Below are 19,742 nucleotides of genomic sequence, written 5' to 3'. Positions count from 1 at the left end.
CTTAAAATGCGTTCTGGATCCAGTCCGGCTGGTCGCCTTCGAACGCGATCACATCGAATCGGCAGGCCTGGTTGGCCTCGTTGATGGCATGTTGCTTGAAATAGTGGCGTGCCGCCAGCACGATCTTGTGCTGTTTGCGTCGGGTGACGGAGCTGGCGGCGCCGCCGTGGCTAGCCTGGGCGCGATAACGGACTTCAACAAACACCAGGGTCTCCCCCTGGCGCATGATGAGATCGATCTCGCCGCCCCGGCAGCGATAGTTGCGGGTCACGGGTTGCAGGCCGCGGGCCTGCAACCAGCGCTCCGCTACCTGCTCAAAGTGCTGTCCCTTGCTCGTTGGTGACGGGAACAGGTTCTGTAACTGCCGGCGCATCCGTGCCAGAAGTACCTTCATGGGGGACTCCCTCGAGCTGGGGCATGGCGCTGTCACTGACCAGCTTGCCATTCTGGTAGGTGGCCCAGTCCAGTACCCGTACTATGTTGCCGCCGGCATCCACGCTCAGCTGACCGCTCATGCCGGGCTGCTGCATGGCGTTGACCTTGCGCATCTGCTGCAGGTTCTCTGCCAGGCTGACGGCGTCATAGCCCAGCGCAAACAGGCGCAACAGGTCGCCCTGGGTCTGCGGCCAGAGCAGGGCAATCTGCTCGCGCTGCTTCTCGTAACCGCCAAGCAGCAGCGGCATGTCGGAGATGTGCATGCCGTTGAGCTCGGAGGCAACCTCGGTGGTGGCGCTGTCGTAGCTGCGCGAGCTGCTGTAGATCGGCAGGCTGCCCATCGGATTGACCGAGATGTCGACGTAGGGCTTGATCATCCGGGTCTCCAGGCTGTTGGCGACCACATAGACCACGTCGATGCTGCGCGGGGCGGCAGCGGAGAGCTGAACCACTTCGCCAGCCCGTGCGGTGGAGCGGCCGCTCAACGCATTCTTGACCATACCCTGGACTTCGTTGCGGGCACCGAAGGTAGCCACGACTGGCTTGTCCTGGCTCACGGTCGCCCAGGCCTGTTCAAACGCCTTGATGCTGCTGTAGCCGATCCGCCCCTGGGCGGCGATGAGCAGGGGTTTGCGATAACCCTGGCCATAGAGGTATTGGGCGGCCTGCGTTGCATCGGCGGCGGCTGAGAGGGAGAAGTAATAGGTGGTGTCGTTGACGATCGGCTTGTCCAGCTCGTTGAGCGCCAGTACCGGTACGGTCGGATTGGCCTTGAGCAGCTCCTCGACCCGGTCTTTGAGCAGCGGGCCGATGATCATGTTGGCCCCTTCCTGAATGGCCTGCTTGTAGAGATCCGCCGTCGACTTGGTCTGGGTATCGTAGAAGTTCAGGGTGAACTGGCTCTGATTTTCCTTGTAAGACATCAGCATGCCGTTGCGGATTGCCGCACCCTGCGGTTCCAGGTTGCCGGACAGCGGCAGGAAGACGGCGATCTGCTGCAGGGCGCTGATGTTGCTGGTGGCTAGGTCACCGAGTCCGGCCGGCATGTCTTTCTGGGCCGGGTGGTTCGGGAAGGCCTGTTTCCAGCCGGCCAGCTGGCGAGCCAGCTGATTGGGCTGGGCACCGAATTCATTCACCAGCGCCGCCAGCCGCAGCCAGCCGGTGGTGACATCGGGAGCCGGTGCCTCTTCCAGCGCCTGCAGGGTAGAAGGGGTCATGCTCTTGAGCAGTGACCAGATCTGCTGGTGGTTGGTGGAAAGCTCATTCTGGGCCAGGTAGGGCTCCAGCAGGATCAGCGACTTGGCGGCACCAAACTTGTTGTTTATGTCGAGCTGCAGCACCACGCGCTGGCGGTACCAGTCCTTCTGGGTATCAGCATCCAGCGCCACATCGGGCTTGCCTTCCAGCAGGATCAGCGCCTGGTTGGCGTTGCCCTGGGCGAGCAGCAGGTGAGCCTGCAGCAGTTGCAGCTGGGCCTTCTGCTCGGCGCTCTGGGCCTGCTTCTGCAATTGCTGGAACAGGGCCGCGGCCGGCTTGGCCTGACCGAGCGCCAGATAGCTGCGCGCCGCCATCACCTGCCAGGTGAAGGCTTCGGCTGGTTTAGCCGGGTCCACCTGGGCCAGATACCACTGGGCATTCTTGGTGAGATCCGAGAAGGCCGACGGCATGCCGGACTGGCCAGCGGGTTGATTGGGCTCCGACGCACAGGCGGCGAGCAGGACTGCCGCGAGTAGGATGCCGAAGAGTCGTGATACACTTAGCTGCTTTATAACCCGGTTCAAGTTCATTCCCCGACCAGTGTTGAAATTCTCCATAGTGTAAACGGGCCAATATGGCGACACAATTGTCGGGACACTCGGAGCTCCCATGAGTGACATCCCAACCCTGTATATAGTCCCCACTCCGATCGGCAATCTGGCCGACATCACCCAGCGAGCACTGGATGTGCTGCGCAGCGTCGATCTGGTGGCCGCCGAGGATACCCGCCATACTGGCATCCTGCTCAGCCACTACCAGATCTCGGTACCGACCTTTGCGCTGCATGATCACAATGAACAGCAGAAAGCCGACGTGCTGATCGGCCGTATCAAGGAGGGCAAGAGCGTGGCTCTGGTCTCCGACGCGGGCACGCCGCTCATCAGCGACCCCGGTTATCACCTGGTCACCCGTTGTCGCGAAGCCGGGGTCAAGGTAGTGCCGCTGCCCGGCCCCTGCGCCGCCATCACGGCGCTCTCCGCCGCCGGGTTGCCCACCGACCGGTTTGCCTTCGAGGGTTTTCTGCCGGCCAAAGCCAAGGGGCGCGACGATCGTCTGCAGGCCGTGATTGAGGACACCCGCTCGCTGGTGTTCTATGAATCGCCGCGCCGAGTGCAGGAGACGGTGGAAGCGATCGCCCGCATTCTGGGTGAGCGCCAGGTGGTGGTCTGCCGCGAGCTGACCAAGACCTTCGAGTCGATCCACGGTCTGCCAGCCTCCGAGATGCTGACCTGGCTCGGCGAAGATGAAAATCGCTGCCGCGGCGAGATTGTGCTGGTGGTGGCGGGGGCGAGCAAGGACGAAGAGGCCTTGCCGGCTGAGGCGATCCGCACCCTGGGGCTGCTGGTGGCCGAGCTGCCGCTGAAAAAAGCGGCGGCGCTGACCGCCGAGATCCACGGCGTGAAGAAGAATGCCCTCTACAAGTACGGCCTCGAGCACTATTAATTGCCGTAAACGGGAATTGCCGGTTTACCCCGCCGGCATCACGAGGCTATAATCCGCGCCTCGGAGTTGGCTGGGCAATCGCTGCTTCGTCGTTGTGTCCCTCGGGACAGACGGGCGGAGGGGAGGAAAGTCCGGGCTTCACAGGGCAGGGTGCCAGGTAACGCCTGGGGGGCGCGAGCCTACGACCAGTGCAACAGAGAGCAGACCGCCGATGGCCCGCAAGGGATCAGGTAAGGGTGAAAGGGTGCGGTAAGAGCGCACCGCGCGACTGGCAACAGTTCGTGGCACGGTAAACTCCACCCGAAGCAAGACCAAATAGGCCCCTATTGGCGCGGCCCGCGTTGGGGGCGGGTAGGTTGCTTGAGCCAGCGAGCGATTGCTGGCCTAGAGGAATGATTGCTACCCGGGGCAACCCGGTACAGAACCCGGCTTACAGGCCGACTCCGACCTCTTTCCTGAAGAGCCTTGCGATTTATCGCAAGGCTCTTTTTATTAACCGAAAATACTGTCTCGGTTGACTCGGAATATTTACTACCGGGCTGGCCATGTTTAACAAATGTGCTTTATATCAGTATGTTATGTGGTTTTTGTCAATGATGTCAGTATTGTGATGGCGCTGGAGAAACGTGACCTTCATGGCTGATGTTTATTCGCGCAACTCGTCAGTTTTTTAATTGCCGAAAATTAATCGAATTGCGGCTAACACAAATAACTTGTGGAAAATCAACTCATTTAATCCTAGCTGCGAAAATGCTGCGTCAATATGTTCCCCATGCCCGAGATCCTCGCTTGAAAAGCCCTCAGCACGTCCTTAAACTTCAAGGTGGGGAAAAGTGGATCAAAGTGGTTTTTATCGGGCGGTTTGCCCCCTTTAACTCATTTTCAGGGACTGCAATTTGTTGCGTGGTGCGCATGCCATCAGCCTGGACAGCAAGGGGCGATTGGCGATTCCGACCAAGTACCGTGATTGGCTGCGCGACGAGAGCGAGGGCCAGCTGGTCTGCACCATCGATATTGCCCACCCCTGTCTGCTGCTTTACCCCCTGAACGAATGGGAAGAGATCGAGCGCAAGCTCAAGACCCTCTCCAGCATGAATCCCCTTGAGCGCCGCCTGCAGCGGTTGTTGCTCGGGCATGCGACCGAATGCGAGCTGGACGGCAATGGCCGTCTGCTGCTCAGCCAGCCACTGCGCAGCCACGCGGGGCTGGACAAGAAAATCATGCTGGTGGGCCAGCTCAACAAATTTGAGCTGTGGGATGAAGCCCGCTGGCAACAACAGGTCAATGACGACATTCAGGGCCTGCCCGAGGATGACTGGGCAAGCTCGCCACGACTACAGGATTTCTCTTTATAAATGACCCAAGCCGCTGAACACATCACAGTGCTGCTGCACGAAGCCGTCGAAGGGCTGGCCATCAAGCCGGACGGCATCTACGTCGACGGTACGTTTGGCCGGGGCGGTCACTCGCGCCTTATCCTGCAGCAGCTGGGCCCCAATGGCCGTCTGATTGCCATCGATCGGGATCCCCAGGCCATCGCCGAAGCGGCCAAGATCCAGGATCCGCGCTTCGAGATCGTGCACGGCCCGTTTTCCGGCATCACCACCTACCTGAGTGAGCGCGGCCTGCTGGGCAAGGTCGACGGTTTCCTGCTGGATCTGGGTGTATCTTCCCCCCAGCTGGACGATGCCGAGCGCGGTTTCAGCTTCATGAAGGACGGTCCGCTCGACATGCGGATGGATCCCACTTCCGGTCAGAGCGCCGCCGAATGGCTGGCCAGGGCCGATGTGGACGACATCGCCTGGGTACTGAAGACCTTCGGTGAGGAGCGCTTTGCCAAGAAGATTGCCCGCGCCATCGTGCATGACCGGGTCACCGAGCCCTATGTTCGCACCCGCCAGCTGGCGGAGATGATCGCCCGGGTCAATCCGAGCAAGGAAAAGGGCAAGCACGCTGCCACCCGCAGCTTCCAGGCCATCCGCATCTACATCAACAGCGAACTGGACGAGATCGAGACCGCACTCAACGGGGCCCTGGAAGTGCTGGCCCCCCACGGCCGCCTCTCCGTCATCAGCTTCCACTCGCTGGAAGATCGGCTGGTGAAGCATTTCATCCGCAAGCACGAGAAAGGCCCGGAAGTGCCGCACGGCATTCCGCTGACCGAGGCCCAGCTGGCCGGTGGTCGCAAACTGAAATCGGTCGGCAAGGCGCTCAAGCCTTCCGAGCATGAAGTCAACGAAAACAGCCGGTCACGCAGCTCGGTGCTGCGGGTGGCCCAGCGGCTGGCGGAGTAAGCCATGAGCGAGGTGCGTGTTCATCTGGCCAGGGAGATCCTCGGCGATCTCTGGCGGCACAAGCTGCAGGTGGTGCTGGCCATCGCCGTGCTGATCACCGCCTTTGCCGTGATCCTGGTGACCAACATGACCCGCGGCCTGACCGCCAAGCAGAATGACCTGATGGCGGAGGAGGATCGCCTCAACATCGAGTGGCGCCACCTGCTGCTGGAGCAGGGCACGCTGGCAGAGCACTCCCGGGTCGCGAGTCTGGCCATGGACAAGTTGCAGATGGCTCGCCCGCTGGTGACCACCGAGAAGGTAATTACACAACCATGAAACGCAAGGCATCCGCCAAGGCCCAACCCAAGGTCAAAGCTCCGTCACTCTATCCGTGGCGCTTTCGCACGCTGGTGTTTTTCATCGGCATTGCGTTTGCCGGCTTGATCCTGCGGCTGGCCTGGATCCAGGTGATCGACCCGGACAGGCTGCGTCAGGAGGGGGACATGCGCTCGCTGCGCACCACCTCCACCCAGGCGGTGCGTGGCATGATCACCGATCGCAACGGCGAACAGCTGGCGGTGTCGGTACCGGTCGAAGCGGTGTGGGCCGATCCCAAGACGGTGCATGAATCCGGTGCCATCCACAACGAACGGGCCTGGATGGCGCTCTCCGCCGTGCTCAAGCTCGACATCAATACCCTCAAGCACCGCATATCCAACCCGAGCAAGCGCTTCGTCTACCTGCAGCGGCAGGTGACGCCGGCGGTGTCCGAGTACATCAAGGGGCTCAAGCTGGGCGGCATCTACCTACGTCCGGAGTCGCGCCGTTTCTATCCGACCGGCGAGATCAGCGCCCATCTGGTGGGGGTGACCAACATCGATGGGCATGGCATCGAGGGAATCGAGCGCAGCTATGACGAATGGCTGACCGCGACCCCGGGCGAGATGCGGGTGCGCAAGGACCGGCAGGGTCGGGTCATCGAGCGGCTCGGGCTGGTGAAAGAGGGCAAGAACGCCAACGATCTGCAGCTGAGCATCGATCAGCGGGTACAGGCGCTGGCCTACCGGGCACTCAAGCGGGCCACCGACGAGAACAAGGCGACCTCCGGCTCCATGGTGATGCTGGACGTGAAGACCGGCGAGGTGCTCGCCATGGTCAATACCCCCTCCTACAACCCCAACAACCGCGGTCAGTACCAGAGTTTCCGGGTGCGCAACCGGGTGGTGACCGACACCTATGAACCGGGCTCCACCGTCAAACCCCTGATCCTGCTGAGTGCCCTGCAGGCCGGCGTCACCAGCTGGAAGGACACCATCCAGGGCGGCCCCCTGTTCATCGGGGCCAAGCAGATCCGCGACGTGAGTATTCACAAAGCGACCAACCTGTACGACATCCTGCGCTACTCCTCCAACATCGGCATGTCGCGCATCGCACTGCGGATGCCGGCCCAGGAGATGATCAACACCCTCAGCATGGTGGGCTTCGGGATGGATACCGGCAGCGGCCTGATGGGCGAGAGCAGCGGCATGCTGCCCCAGCGCCGGCGCTGGTCCGATATCGAACGGGCCACTCTGTCGTTCGGCTATGGCCTGCGGGTGACCCCGCTGCAGCTGGCCTCCGCCTATGCCACCCTGGCCAACAAGGGCAAGCGGGTGCCCATCTCCATCGTCAAGGTGAGCGAGCCGCCCAAGGGTGAGCAAGTCATCGACCACAACAACGCCACCGCCATGCTGCAGGCGCTGGAGTATGTGGTCGACAATGCCATTCCGAAAGCCAAGATCCCGGGCTACCGGGTCGGCGGCAAGAGTGGTACCGCCAAGGTCGCCGTGGCCGGCGGCTACGGCAAGGATTACATGGCCTGGTTCGCCGGCTTCGCCCCGGCCAGCAACCCGCGCTTCGTCATGGTGGTGGTGATCAACGAGCCCAAGGGCGATGCCTACTACGGTGGCGCCGTGGCGACCCCGCCGTTTGCCGAAGCCATGGGCGGGGTGCTGCAACTCTTCAATATTCGTCCCGACGCGGTGCCGCCAGCGGTACCCACCAAACTTGCCCGTACGGAGGCTTCCAATGTTGTCCCGCGCACTTGATCAGCTGATGCGCCCTTTTGGCATTACTGCCCCGGCGCTCGCACTCACCGACATCCAGCTGGACAGTCGGCGCGTCGGGCCCGGTTGTCTCTTCGTGGCGATTCGCGGGCATCAGGTGGATGGCAGACGGTTTATCGAACAGGCGGTGGCTCAGGGAGCGACCGCCGTACTGTTTGAAGAGGACGGGGAATTCGTGGCACCAACGCTGGCCGTGCCCTGCATCGGCGTGCCCAATCTACCGGCCCGCCTCTCCGAGCTGGCCGGCTATTTCTACGACCAGCCGGCCAGCAAGCTGGCGCTGGTGGGTATCACAGGCACCAACGGCAAGAGCACCACGGCACTGCTGGTCGCCAACTGGCGAACCCTGCTGGGAGGCAAGGCCGGGGTGATGGGCACGATCGGCAACGGCCTGTTCGGCGATCTTATCGAAGCGGAGAACACCACCGGCAGCGCGCTGCAGGTGCAGGCCAATCTGGCCGCCCTGCAGGCGCAGGGGGCGGATCTGGTGGCGATGGAGGTTTCCAGCCACGGTCTGGTGCAGCATCGCGTGGCAGCCCTGCCGTTTGCCGCTGCCGTGTTCACCAACCTGAGCCGGGATCATCTGGACTATCACGGCACCATGGAGGCCTATGGCGCCGCCAAGGAAGAGCTGCTGAAACTGGTGGCCGAACCTTGCGCCGTGCTCAATGCCGATGACCGCCTGGGTCGCCAGTGGCTGGCCGCTTATCCGGCCGCGGTGGCGTTCAGCGTGCACGGCCCGGTGGCCAATCACCCGGGGCGACAGCTGACGGCGCAAGATCCCCATTTCCACCAGCAAGGTTTTCGCACGCAGATTAACTCCAGTTGGGGGAATGGTGTATTATCCGCCCCCTTGCTCGGGCGCTTCAACGTCAGCAATGTGCTGGCCGCGATGGGCGCCATGCTGGTGCTCGGCTATGACTTCGACGAGTTGCTGGCCACCGCGCCGCAACTGCAGCCGGTGACCGGTCGCATGGAGTGTTTCGGTGGCGGCAAGGCGCCGCTCGCCGTGGTCGACTATGCCCACACGCCGGATGCGCTGGAGAAGGCGCTGCAGGCCCTACGGGTGCACTGTGAAGGACGGCTCTGGTGCCTGGTGGGATGTGGTGGCGACAGGGATCGCGGCAAGCGCCCCATGATGGCCGCCATGGCCGAGCTGCATGCGGATCGCGTGATCCTGACCGACGACAACCCCCGTACCGAGGAGCCGGCCCGGATCATGGCCGACATGGTGGCGGGTCTTCGCGATCCTGGCGCCGTGCAGATCGAGCACGACAGGGTCAAGGCGATCCAGCTGGCGCTGAGTCAGGCGAGCAAACAGGACATCATCCTGGTGGCAGGTAAAGGCCACGAGGATTATCAGATCATTGGAACCGACAAGCGGCACTACAGCGACCGGGAAACCGTCGCGGCCGCCTTGCACACATTATTGGAGTCATTCGCATGATGACCCTCAGGCTTGCCGAGCTGGCACAGGTACTCGATGCCCGTCTGATTGGTGAAGACGAAGCGATCACGGCTGTCAGCACCGACACCCGAACCCTGGGCGCCGGCGCGCTGTTCGTGGCGCTGCGCGGCGAGCGTTTCGATGCCCACGATTTCTGCGACCAGGCTGTGGCCGCCGGTGCCTCCGCCCTGCTGGTGGAGCGTGAATTGCCGCTGGCGATCCCCCAGCTGGTGGTGGCCGATACCCTCAAGGGGCTGGGTCGCCTCGGTCGGCTGGTGCGCGAGCGCATCAACCCGAAAGTGCTGGCCATCACCGGCAGCTGCGGCAAGACCACGGTGAAGGAGATGGCGACTGCCATTCTGCGCCAGGAAGGGGAAGTGCTGGCCACCGCCGGCAACTTCAACAACGAGGTGGGGGTGCCGCTCACCCTGCTGCGCCTCGAGCCGCAACACCGGTTCGCGGTGATGGAGCTGGGGGCTAACCACCCGGGCGAGATCGCCTGGACCACCTCGCTGGCCAGACCCGATGCCGCCATCATCAACAATGTGGCGGCCGCCCATCTGGAGGGCTTCGGCTCGCTGGAAGGGGTGTTCCACGCCAAGAGCGAGATTTTTGAAGGCCTGTGCGAAGGTGGCACCGCCATCGTCAACGCCGACAACGAGTTCTGGCCCAAATGGCAGGCCCGCGGCATTCACTGCGCCTTCTCCATCGAAGATCAGCGTCAGCCGTTCCATGCCAGAAATGTGGTGATCAATCAGCAGGGCTGTGCCGAGTTCGTCATGGTGACCCCGCAGGGTGAGGTGAGCCTGACCCTGGCCATTCCGGGCCGCCACAACGTGGCAAACGCGCTGGCCGCTGCCGCTGGCACGCTGGCGCTCGGCGCTTCGCTCGCCTCGGTCAAGGCCGGGCTCGAGCAGATGGCGCCGGTCAAGGGCCGCTTCTGCGTCCAGCGTTGGGGTGGTCTCACCCTGGTGGACGACACCTACAACGCCAGCGTGGAGTCCGTGCTGGCGGGCATCGATACCTTGACTGCCATGAACGGCTACAAGGTGCTGGTGTTCGGTGACATGAAGGAGCTGGGTGAGGAGTCCGCCGAGCAGCACGCCCGAGTCGGTCGCCACGCCCGTGAGCGCGGTCTGGATGCCGTGCTGACCGTAGGAGAACAGAGTCGCCACACCGCAGATGCCGCGGCTGGCCGACATTTCGATAACAAGGCGTCGTTGTTTGAAGTGCTTGCGCAAATGATAAAAACACATCAAGAAATTTCGATTCTGGTCAAAGGTGCCCGCGGCTCCCGCATGGAAGATATCGTCGAGATGGTCAAAGACCATCAGGAGTCGGCCACATGCTAGTCTGGCTGGCGGAACTGCTCACCCCGCACTTCACCTTCTTCAACGTCTTCTCCTACCTGACGTTTCGGGCCATCTTGTCGATCATCACCGGTCTGGTGGTGGCGCTCTGGATGGGGCCGCGCCTCATCCGCCGCCTGCAGATCCTCAAATTCGGCCAGGTGATCCGCAATGACGGCCCCGAGTCACACCTGAGCAAGAAAGGCACCCCGACCATGGGCGGCCTGATGATCATCGCCGCCATCTTCATCTCTGTGCTGCTCTGGTGCCGTCTCGACAACCCCTATGTGTGGCTGGTGCTGTTCGTGCTGGGTGCCTACGGTGCCATCGGCTTCGCCGATGACTACCTCAAGGTGGTGCGCAAGAACACCGACGGCCTGATCGCCCGCTGGAAGTACTTCTGGCAATCCGCCGTTGCGCTGGGGGTGGCTGTGTTCCTCTACGCCACCGCCACTCACGACGGTCAGACCCAGCTGGTAGTGCCCTTCCTCAAGGACGTGATGCCGCAGCTCGGCCTGATGTTCATCGTACTGACCTATTTCGTCATCGTCGGCACCTCCAACGCGGTCAATCTCACGGATGGTCTGGATGGTCTGGCCATCATGCCGACCGTGATGGTGGCGGGGGGCTTCGCCTTCATCGCCTGGGCGACCGGCAACGTCAACTTCGCCAGCTACCTGCACATTCCCTATGTGCCCTATACCTCCGAGCTGGTGATCGTCTGTACCGCCATCGTCGGCGCTGGTCTGGGGTTCCTCTGGTTCAACACCTATCCGGCCCAGGTGTTCATGGGGGACGTGGGTTCCCTGGCGCTGGGCGGCGCGCTCGGCACCATCGCCGTGCTGGTACGCCAGGAGTTCCTGCTGGTGATCATGGGCGGGGTCTTCGTGATGGAGACCGTCTCGGTGATTCTGCAGGTGGGGTCCTACAAGCTGCGCGGCGTGCGCATCTTCCGCATGGCGCCGATCCATCACCACTATGAGAAGAAGGGCTGGCCTGAGCCGCGCGTCATCGTGCGCTTCTGGATCATCACCCTCATGCTGGTGCTGCTCGGCCTTGCCACCCTGAAGGTGAGGTAAGCCATGGTCATCATCATCGGACTCGGCAAAACCGGACTCTCCTGCGTCGACTACTTCCTCGGCCGTGGCGTCACGCCGCTGGTGATGGACACCCGCGCCAACCCGCCCGGCAAGGATCAGCTGCCGCCCGAGGTGGAGCTCATTCACGGGCTGGACGGCGAGCGCCTCAAGCAGGCGCACATGATAGTGGCGAGCCCGGGCATCGCGCTGGCCACCCCCGAGCTGAAAGCCGCCGCCGAGTGCGGGGTGCAGATCGTCGGTGACATCGAGCTGTTCGTGCGCGATACCGAAGTGCCGGTCATCGCCATCACCGGCTCCAACGGCAAGAGCACTGTGACTACCCTGGTGGGCGAGATGATCGCCGAAGCCGGCCTCAAGGTCGGGGTGGGTGGCAACATAGGCACGCCGGCGTTGGAGCTGCTCAAGCAGCCGATGGATCTCTGCGTGCTGGAGCTCTCCAGCTTCCAGCTGGAGACCACCCACAGCCTGCGCGCCGCCGCTTCCGTGGTATTGAACCTCAGTGAAGATCATATGGATCGCTATCAGGGCATGGCCGACTACCGCGCCGCCAAGATGGAGATCCATCAGCACTCCCAGCACATTCTGGTCAATCGTGACGATGCCCAGACCCTGCCCGATGTGGGTCAGGTGTGGCAGAGCTTCGGCCTTGACTGCAACGGTTACGGCCGCTGTGAATTGGAGGGTCGCCAGTGGCTGACCCTGCACGGTGAGCCGCTCTTGGCGGTGGACGAGATGAAGATCGTCGGTGCCCACAACCAGGCCAACGCCCTGGCCGCCATGGCTCTGTGCGATGCGGTGGGCATTCCGCGCGAGCCCCAGCTCGCCGTGCTGCGCCGCTTCGAGGGGTTGCCGCACCGCGCCCGCTTCGTGCGCGAGGTGAACGGGGTGCGCTGGATCAACGACTCCAAGGCCACCAACGTGGGGGCTACCCTGGCCGCCGTGGCCGGGGTGCGTGAATCGGTGAAAGGCCGTCTGCTGCTGCTGGCCGGCGGTCAGGGCAAGGGGCAGGATTTCGGCCCGGTGCAGGCCCTGCTCGGCAGCCAGATCGATCACATGTACTGTTTCGGCCAGGATGCCGAGGTGCTGCTGGCACTGGGTGAGCAAACCGAGCGGGTTGCCGATCTCGACGCCGCGGTCGCCAAGGCGGCTGCCGATGCCAGGCCCGGCGACTGGGTGCTGCTGGCACCCGCCTGCGCCAGCCTGGACCAGTTCAAGTCTTTCGAAGCGCGCGGTGATCGTTTCACCGAGCTGGTGATGGCCTTATGAACGCCCTGCGCACAGTAGCGGGCTTCCTGCAGCGCTGGCTGTTGCCGGCACGCCCTGGCGGTCTCTATGACCGGCAGCTGGTGGTGCTGGCGTTGGCGCTGATGGCGGTGGGTCTGGTGATAGTTGCGTCCGCCTCCATTCCGGAGGGGATCGCCATCAACAACGATCCCTTCATGTTCGTGAAGCGCCATGGCCTGTTCTTGCTGATGGCGCTCGGCGTCTCCTGGTTCGTACTGCAGGTGCCCATGGCCCGCTGGCAACACTACAACGGCCCCATGCTGCTGCTGGCCATCGTCATGCTGGTGCTGGTGCTGCTGGTGGGGCGCAGCGTCAACGGCTCGGTGCGCTGGTTGCCACTCGGTCCCTTCAACTTGCAGCCTGCCGAGTTTGGCAAGCTGGCATTGTTTGTCTATCTGGCCGGCTACCTGGTGCGCCGCCAGAGCGAGGTACGCGAGCGCTTCATCGGCTTCATGAAGCCGATGGCGGTGCTGTTTGTGGTAGCCATCCTGCTGCTGGCACAGCCTGACCTGGGTTCTGTGGTGGTGATGTTCGTGACGTCGCTGGGCATGCTGTTCCTGGCCGGCGCCCGCCTGGTGCAGTTCATCGGCCTCATCCTGGTGGGGGTGAGCGCGGTAGTGACCCTGATCATCGCCGAGCCCTACCGGATGCGGCGGGTCACCTCCTTCCTCGACCCCTGGGCCGATCCGTTCGGCAGCGGCTACCAGCTGACCCAGTCGCTGATGGCCTTCGGTCGTGGCAGCTGGTTTGGCGAGGGGCTCGGCAACTCCATCCAGAAGATGGAGTACCTGCCGGAGGCGCACACCGACTTCGTGTTTGCGATCCTGGGTGAAGAGCTGGGGTATGTGGGCGTGCTGGGCGCGCTCTTCCTCATCTTCGCGCTCTCGGTCAAGGCGCTCAAGCTGGGCCACCAGGCGCTGGTGGCGGAGCGACTGTATGAAGGCTATCTGGCCATCGGCATCGGCATCTGGTTCAGTTTCCAGACCTTCGTCAACGTCGGCGCCGCCAGTGGCATGATGCCGACCAAGGGTCTGACCCTGCCGCTGGTCAGTTATGGTGGTTCGAGCCTCATCATCATGATGGTGGCGGTGAGCATGTTGATTCGTATCGATTTCGAGTTGCGTCAGGCCAGTGCCCAGGCGCGCGTGCGGGAGGTTTAGTGAGCAAGACGCTGTTGGTGATGGCAGGCGGTACCGGGGGCCATGTGTTCCCCGGTCTGGCCGTGGCCGATCGCCTCAAGGCCCAGGGCTGGACCATTCACTGGCTCGGCACCGCCGACCGGATGGAGGCGGAGCTGGTGCCTGCCCATGGTTATCCCATCTCCTTCATCGATATCCAGGGGGTGCGTGGCAATGGCATCAAGCGGCTGCTGGCGGCCCCCTATCGCATCGTCAAATCCGTGCTGCAGGCGCGCCGGGTGCTCAAGGCCATTCGCCCCGACGTGGTGCTCGGCATGGGCGGCTTTGCCTCCGGTCCGGGTGGCGTGGCCGCCTGGCTGTCCGGCATCCCGTTGCTGCTGCATGAGCAGAATGCCGCGGCCGGCATGACCAACAAGCTGCTGGCTCGCCTCGCCAAGCGGGTGCTGATGGCCTTCCCGGGCGCCTTTGCGCCGAGCCGTCGCACCGCCGTGGTGGGCAACCCGGTGCGTCCCGAGGTGGTGGCTCTGCCGGATCCGCAACTGCGCAGCAGTGCAGAGCCGCTGCGGCTGCTGATCGTCGGTGGCAGCCTGGGGGCCCGGGTGCTCAACGAGCAGGTGCCGCCGGCGGTGGCGGCGGCCGGGGTGCCCATCGAGGTGCGTCACCAGTGCGGCAAGGGCAATCGCGATGCCGTGGCCGAGGCCTACGCCAAGCAGGGCGTTGCGGCCGAGGTGAGTGAATTTATCAAGGACATGGCCGGTGCCTATGCCTGGGCAGACCTGGTGGTGTGCCGGGCCGGGGCGCTGACCGTCTCCGAAGTCGCCGCCGCCGGGGTTGCCGCCATTTTTGTGCCGCTGCCCCACGCGGTGGATGATCACCAGACCCGCAACGCCCTGACTCTGGTCGACGGCGGTGCGGCTGAATTCCTGCCCCAATCCGAGCTGACCACGGCCTCGCTGGCCGCGCGTCTCTCCTGGCTTGCCGGGCGCAGGGAAACCCTATTGAACATGGCCCAGGCCGCCCGTCGCGTCGCCATCATCGATGCCGCCGAGCGGGTCGCCGATGAGTGCAAACGCCTGGCGACCGGGCAGAGCGAGAGATGATTATGACCAAGGTTGAACTGGCAAAACTGCGTACCGTTATCCCTGAAATGCGCCGGGTGCGTCGCATTCACTTCATCGGCATCGGTGGGGCCGGGATGGGCGGTATCGCTGAAGTCCTTGCCAACGAAGGGTATCAGGTGACCGGCTCGGATCTGGCCCGCAATGCGGTGACCGAACGGCTCGAGTCCCTCGGTGCTCACATCTTCGTGGGCCACAGTGCCGAGCACGTGAACGAGGCGAGCGTGGTGGTGGTCTCTACCGCCATCAAACAGGACAACCCCGAGCTGCTGGCTGCCCGCGAGCTGCGCATTCCTGTGGTGCGCCGTGCCGAGATGCTGGCCGAGCTGATGCGTTTCCGCCACGGCATCGCCATCGCCGGCACCCACGGCAAGACCACCACCACCAGTCTGGTGGCGAGCATTTATGCCGAAGCGGACCGGGATCCGACCTTCGTCATCGGTGGCCTGCTCAACAGCGCCGGCACCAATGCCCGCCTGGGCAGCAGCCGCTATCTGATTGCCGAAGCGGACGAGAGCGACGCCTCCTTCCTGCATCTGCAGCCGATGGTTTCCATCGTGACCAACATCGAAGCGGATCACATGGACACCTATGGTGGCGACTTCTCCAAGCTGAAGGCCACCTTCATCGACTTCCTGCACAACCTGCCGTTCTACGGGCTGGCCGTGGTGTGCGTGGATGACCCGGTGATCCGCGGCATGCTGCCGGAGATCGCCCGTCCCACCATCACCTATGGCCTGAGTGATGATGCCGACGTACAGGTGCTGGACTTCGTGCAGACCAGCAACCGCAGCCGTTTCCGGGTCCGTCGCAAGGATGCCGGCGAGCTGGAGGTGACCCTCAATCTGCCGGGCATCCACAACGCCCTCAATGCCGCCGCGGCGATTGCGGTCGCCACCGAGGACGGGATCGGCGATGATGCCATCATCCGGGCGCTGGCCAAGTTTGAAGGGGTGGGTCGCCGCTTCCAGCAATATGGCGAGTTCGAGACCGGCCGCGGCAAGGCCATGCTGGTGGACGACTACGGTCACCATCCGAGCGAGGTCAAGGTCACCATCAACGCCGCCCGCGCCGGCTGGCCCGAGAAGCGACTGGTGATGGTGTTCCAGCCGCACCGCTACACCCGTACCCGCGATCTCTATGAAGATTTCGCTGACGTGCTCTCCAAGGTGGACGTGCTGGTGATGCTGGAGGTCTATGCCGCCGGTGAGGAGCCTATTCCGGGCGCCGATGGTCGCGCCCTGTGCCGCTCCATCCGCTCCCGCGGCAGTCTGGAACCCATCTTTGTCGCGACGCCGGACGATGTGCCGGCGGTACTGGCCGGCCTGGTCGGCGAGGGCGATCTAGTGCTGACCCAGGGGGCAGGGAACGTCGGGGCGCTGGCACGGCGTCTCGGCGAGATGAAATTGAGCATCGAGAGCATGAAATCCGGCGCCTGAGGGCCCAATGAGTATTTTGACCGCCAAGCCGGGGCCTATATAATGGCGAACCGGCCTGCAAAGGGCCGGCATGGCGCGTTAAACGGGGATCGATCGGGTGGAGGCAAGGGCACAAGGGCGCACCAAGGGAGGCTTCATCGCCGGGGTGGGATTTTTCCTCCTGGTCATGTGGGGCCTCTACCAGACCGCGCTGGATGTTAAAGATTGGCTGACGGATGCCAATCGGTTGCCCATGAGCGAGCTGTTGCTGCAGGGGCAACACCAGTATTTGCAAACCGATGAACTGCGCAGCGCCGTGCTGGATGGCGCCGAACTGCGCAACTTCTTCGAGTTGGACGTGAACGAATTGCAGGCGCGGTTGAACGCCTTGCCTTGGGTGGCCCAGGTCTCGGTACGCAAGAAGTGGCCCAACAAGATCAAGGTCTACCTCACCGAACAGGCGGTAGCGGCACGCTGGAACGGCAACCGCTTCGTCAACACCAAGGGTGAGGTGTTCAGTGCGCCGGACAGGGTGAAGACCCCCCTGATGCAGCTGTCCGGGCCGGAAGATCAGGCCGTCAAGGTGCTGGAGGCCAGCCGTCAGTACGAGGCGCAGCTGGCGGCCAGAGGATACAAGCTGCTGGGGGTGAATCTGACCCCTCGCCATGCCTGGGAACTGACCCTGGATGGCAACATTCAGCTGTTTTTGGGGCGCTCGGATATCGCGCTTCGACTGCAGCGGTTTATCGATGCCTTTCCGGTCATCGAACCCCGTGAGCGGGTTGCTTACGTGGATCTTCGATACGACACCGGGATGGCAGTTGGCTGGAAGAAGAACGAAGAGAAAGTGAATGACCAAAACCGCAGATAGAAATCTGATTGTCGGACTGGATATCGGCACAACCAAGGTGGCGGTTCTGGTTGGCGAAGTGCTGCCAGACGGTGAGCTCAATGTCATCGGCATGGGCAGTCACGCCTCTCGTGGCATGGACAAGGGCGGGGTCAACGATCTCGATTCCGTGGTCAAGTCCCTGCGCCGTGCGGTGGAAGAGGCCGAGATGATGGCCGACTGCCAGATCAGCTCCGTCTATCTGGGGCTTTCTGGCAAGCATATCGACTGTCGCAACGAAACCGGCATGGTGCCCATCTCCGATGAAGAGGTGACCCAGGAAGACGTGGACAACGTCATCCACACCGCCAAGTCGGTTCGGTTGTCCGATGAGCTGCGGGTGTTGCACGTGCTGCCCCAGGAGTTCGCCATCGACTACCAGGAAGGGATCAAGAACCCGGTCGGTCTGTCCGGCGTGCGGATGGCCGCCAAGGTGCACCTGATCACCTGCCACAACGACATGGCTCGCAACATCGAGAAGTGCGTTGAGAAGGTGGGTCTGCGGGTGGATCAGCTGATCTTCTCCGCCCTGGCGTCCAGCTACGCCGTGCTGACCGAAGACGAGAAAGAGCTGGGTGTCTGCGTGGTGGACATCGGTGGTGGCACCATGGACATGTCGCTGTTTACTGGCGGCGCCCTGCGTCACACCAAGGTGATCCCGTACGCCGGCAGCACGGTGACCAGCGACATTGCCTACGCCTTCGGCACTCCGCCGCTGGATGCGGAGGCGATCAAGGTGCGCTACGGCTGCGCCCTGGGCCGGCTGGTCAGCAAGGAAGACAATATTGAAGTACCCAGTGTCGGCGGTCGTCCGGCGCGCAGCCTGCAACGGCAGACACTGGCCGAAGTGATCGAGCCCCGTTACACCGAGTTGCTCTCCATGGTGAATGATGAGTTGGTGCGGGTACAAAGCGAATTGAAAGCGCAGGGGGTCAAGCATCAGCTTGCAGCCGGTGTGGTCTTGACCGGCGGCGCTGCCCAGATCGAAGGCATTGTGGAGTGCGCAGAGCAGATCTTCCAGAGCCAGGTCCGGGTAGGGGAGCCCATGAATATCCGGGGATTGAGTGATTACGTGCAGGCGCCTGTGTACTCGACTGCGGTCGGGTTGCTGCAGTATGGCCGCACCCATCAATCCACCGGCAGTAGCAAGGAATATGCCGCCAAGGCAAGCGTAGGTGGGCTGGTCAAACGGGTCAGCAACTGGTTGCGTGGCGAGTTCTAAAAGATTTTGCTGAGTCAGGCAAATAAAGCGGAGAGACAACATGTTTGAATTTATGGATAGCCACACTGACGAAGCCGTCATCAAAGTGATTGGTGTGGGTGGCGGCGGCGGCAACGCGGTCGAACACATGGTTCGTCAAAACATCGAAGGTGTCGAGTTCATTACCGTCAACACCGACGCCCAGGCGCTGCGCAACTCCAGTGCCAACACAACCCTGCAGATCGGCGGTGGTATCACCAAGGGTCTGGGTGCCGGGGCCAACCCGGAAGTGGGTCGTGACGCGGCCATGGAAGATCGGGAAGCGCTGCGCGAGCTGCTGACCGGCTCCGACATGGTGTTCATCGCCGCCGGCATGGGCGGTGGTACCGGTACCGGTGCTGCCCCGATCGTGGCCGAAGTGGCCCGCGAGATGGGTATCCTGACAGTTGCTGTCGTAACCAAGCCGTTCTCCTTCGAGGGGAAAAAACGGATGGGCTTTGCCGCCCACGGTATCGAAGAGCTGTCCAAGAACGTCGACTCCCTGATCACCATCCCCAACGACAAGTTGCTGAAGGTGCTGGGTCGTGGCATCTCCCTGCTGGACGCCTTCAAGGCGGCCAACGATGTGCTGCTGGGTGCGGTACAGGGCATTGCCGAGCTGATCACCCGTCCGGGTCTGATCAACGTCGACTTCGCGGACGTGCGTACCGTGATGCGCGAGATGGGTACCGCCATGATGGGTACCGGTTCCGCCTCCGGTGATGACCGTGCCGAAGAAGCGGCCGAGAAGGCTATCTCCAGCCCGCTGCTGGAAGACGTGGATCTGGCCGGTGCCCGCGGCATCCTGGTCAACATCACTGCCGGCATGGACATGACCATCGAAGAGTTCGAAACCGTCGGTAACGCGGTCAAGGCCTTCGCTTCCGAGAACGCCACCGTGGTGGTGGGTACCGTAATCGACCCGGAAATGCACGACGAACTGCGCGTGACCGTGGTTGCCACCGGTATCGGTGCCGAGCGCAAGCCCGACATCACCCTGGTGAAGAACAACATGGTCCAGGAACGTCCGGCTCGTCAGCCCCTGATCAGCGAAGCCCTGCAGTCTCGCGTGATGGAAGAGGCGCCGGCCAAGGTGGTGAACGCCGAGCCGCAAGCTCGTCGCGAACCGGATTATCTCGATATTCCTGCGTTCCTGCGCAAGCAAGCTGACTAAGCCTCTAATGACGCTGGTTTGTTTGTTGCTTAAGGAATGTGCTAAGATGGCCTGCCCACGACCATCTG

Annotated in this window: 17 protein-coding genes and 1 other RNA gene; 16 read left to right on the top strand and 2 right to left on the bottom strand. The window is 62.9% G+C overall.

Annotated features, from left to right (window positions below):
• Nucleotide 1: 1 nt before the first annotated feature.
• Together CK627_RS01725 and CK627_RS01720 are read right to left on the bottom strand one after the other, a co-directional pair.
• Nucleotides 2–373, bottom strand: a complete 372-nt coding sequence (locus CK627_RS01725; protein WP_026139282.1) for a YraN family protein — start codon at nucleotides 371–373, stop codon at nucleotides 2–4.
• Nucleotides 315–2,222 (bottom strand): penicillin-binding protein activator, encoded by a 1,908-nt coding sequence (locus CK627_RS01720; protein WP_095591552.1) that lies wholly within the window; start codon nucleotides 2,220–2,222, stop codon nucleotides 315–317. The genes CK627_RS01725 and CK627_RS01720 overlap by 59 nt, the downstream gene beginning before the upstream one ends.
• Before the next feature lie 79 nt (nucleotides 2,223–2,301).
• On the opposite strand from CK627_RS01720, the gene rsmI reads away from it, so the two are divergent.
• From rsmI to ftsZ, 16 genes are all read left to right on the top strand, one after another.
• Entirely contained in the window at nucleotides 2,302–3,135 is an 834-nt protein-coding gene (gene rsmI / locus CK627_RS01715; RefSeq protein ID WP_005305861.1) for a 16S rRNA (cytidine(1402)-2'-O)-methyltransferase, read from the top strand.
• Between the two features lie 62 nt (nucleotides 3,136–3,197).
• Nucleotides 3,198–3,584, top strand: an RNA gene (gene rnpB, locus CK627_RS01710) — RNase P RNA component class A.
• Between the two features lie 447 nt (nucleotides 3,585–4,031).
• Nucleotides 4,032–4,490, top strand: a complete 459-nt coding sequence (mraZ, locus tag CK627_RS01705) for a division/cell wall cluster transcriptional repressor MraZ (protein ID WP_005305730.1) — start codon at nucleotides 4,032–4,034, stop codon at nucleotides 4,488–4,490.
• Entirely contained in the window at nucleotides 4,491–5,429 is a 939-nt protein-coding gene (gene rsmH / locus CK627_RS01700; RefSeq protein WP_019839161.1) for a 16S rRNA (cytosine(1402)-N(4))-methyltransferase RsmH, read from the top strand. It begins immediately after the preceding gene.
• A 3-nt stretch (nucleotides 5,430–5,432) separates the two neighbouring features.
• Nucleotides 5,433–5,747 carry a cell division protein FtsL gene (gene ftsL / locus CK627_RS01695; RefSeq protein ID WP_005305726.1) on the top strand — a complete coding sequence of 105 codons (315 nt, stop codon included), beginning with the start codon at nucleotides 5,433–5,435 and terminating at the stop codon, nucleotides 5,745–5,747.
• Nucleotides 5,744–7,498 (top strand): peptidoglycan glycosyltransferase FtsI, encoded by a 1,755-nt coding sequence (locus tag CK627_RS01690; protein ID WP_005305719.1) that lies wholly within the window; start codon nucleotides 5,744–5,746, stop codon nucleotides 7,496–7,498. Before ftsL ends, CK627_RS01690 begins: the two co-directional genes overlap by 4 nt.
• Nucleotides 7,479–8,963 carry a UDP-N-acetylmuramoyl-L-alanyl-D-glutamate--2,6-diaminopimelate ligase gene (murE, locus tag CK627_RS01685; protein WP_095591551.1) on the top strand — a complete coding sequence of 495 codons (1,485 nt, stop codon included), beginning with the start codon at nucleotides 7,479–7,481 and terminating at the stop codon, nucleotides 8,961–8,963. Before CK627_RS01690 ends, murE begins: the two co-directional genes overlap by 20 nt.
• On the top strand, nucleotides 8,960–10,315 hold the full coding sequence (gene murF, locus CK627_RS01680; protein WP_095591550.1) for a UDP-N-acetylmuramoyl-tripeptide--D-alanyl-D-alanine ligase: 1,356 nt from the start codon (nucleotides 8,960–8,962) through the stop codon (nucleotides 10,313–10,315). The genes murE and murF overlap by 4 nt, the downstream gene beginning before the upstream one ends.
• Complete coding sequence (mraY, locus tag CK627_RS01675) at nucleotides 10,309–11,391, top strand: phospho-N-acetylmuramoyl-pentapeptide-transferase (protein WP_005305710.1); 1,083 nt, start codon at nucleotides 10,309–10,311, stop codon at nucleotides 11,389–11,391. The genes murF and mraY overlap by 7 nt, the downstream gene beginning before the upstream one ends.
• Before the next feature lie 3 nt (nucleotides 11,392–11,394).
• Nucleotides 11,395–12,678, top strand: coding sequence for a UDP-N-acetylmuramoyl-L-alanine--D-glutamate ligase (gene murD / locus CK627_RS01670; protein WP_005305707.1), 1,284 nt, complete (start codon nucleotides 11,395–11,397; stop codon nucleotides 12,676–12,678).
• The gene (gene ftsW, locus CK627_RS01665) at nucleotides 12,675–13,856 is read left to right on the top strand and encodes a cell division protein FtsW (RefSeq protein WP_065017274.1); all 1,182 of its coding nucleotides are present in this window, start codon (nucleotides 12,675–12,677) and stop codon (nucleotides 13,854–13,856) included. Before murD ends, ftsW begins: the two co-directional genes overlap by 4 nt.
• Complete coding sequence (gene murG / locus CK627_RS01660; protein WP_095591549.1) at nucleotides 13,856–14,935, top strand: undecaprenyldiphospho-muramoylpentapeptide beta-N-acetylglucosaminyltransferase; 1,080 nt, start codon at nucleotides 13,856–13,858, stop codon at nucleotides 14,933–14,935. The genes ftsW and murG overlap by 1 nt, the downstream gene beginning before the upstream one ends.
• A 2-nt stretch (nucleotides 14,936–14,937) precedes the next feature.
• On the top strand, nucleotides 14,938–16,392 hold the full coding sequence (gene murC, locus CK627_RS01655; protein WP_010635950.1) for a UDP-N-acetylmuramate--L-alanine ligase: 1,455 nt from the start codon (nucleotides 14,938–14,940) through the stop codon (nucleotides 16,390–16,392).
• Between the two features lie 97 nt (nucleotides 16,393–16,489).
• On the top strand, nucleotides 16,490–17,242 hold the full coding sequence (locus CK627_RS01650) for a cell division protein FtsQ/DivIB (RefSeq protein ID WP_005305694.1): 753 nt from the start codon (nucleotides 16,490–16,492) through the stop codon (nucleotides 17,240–17,242).
• Nucleotides 17,223–18,482 (top strand): cell division protein FtsA, encoded by a 1,260-nt coding sequence (ftsA, locus tag CK627_RS01645; RefSeq protein WP_005305690.1) that lies wholly within the window; start codon nucleotides 17,223–17,225, stop codon nucleotides 18,480–18,482. Before CK627_RS01650 ends, ftsA begins: the two co-directional genes overlap by 20 nt.
• 40 nt (nucleotides 18,483–18,522) lie before the next feature.
• The gene (gene ftsZ / locus CK627_RS01640) at nucleotides 18,523–19,674 is read left to right on the top strand and encodes a cell division protein FtsZ (protein WP_005305686.1); all 1,152 of its coding nucleotides are present in this window, start codon (nucleotides 18,523–18,525) and stop codon (nucleotides 19,672–19,674) included.
• Nucleotides 19,675–19,742 lie beyond the last annotated feature (68 nt).

The organism is Aeromonas dhakensis, assembly GCF_002285935.1.
Lineage (GTDB): Bacteria > Pseudomonadota > Gammaproteobacteria > Enterobacterales > Aeromonadaceae > Aeromonas > Aeromonas dhakensis.
This window is presented reverse-complemented; position numbering and strand designations above follow the sequence as displayed.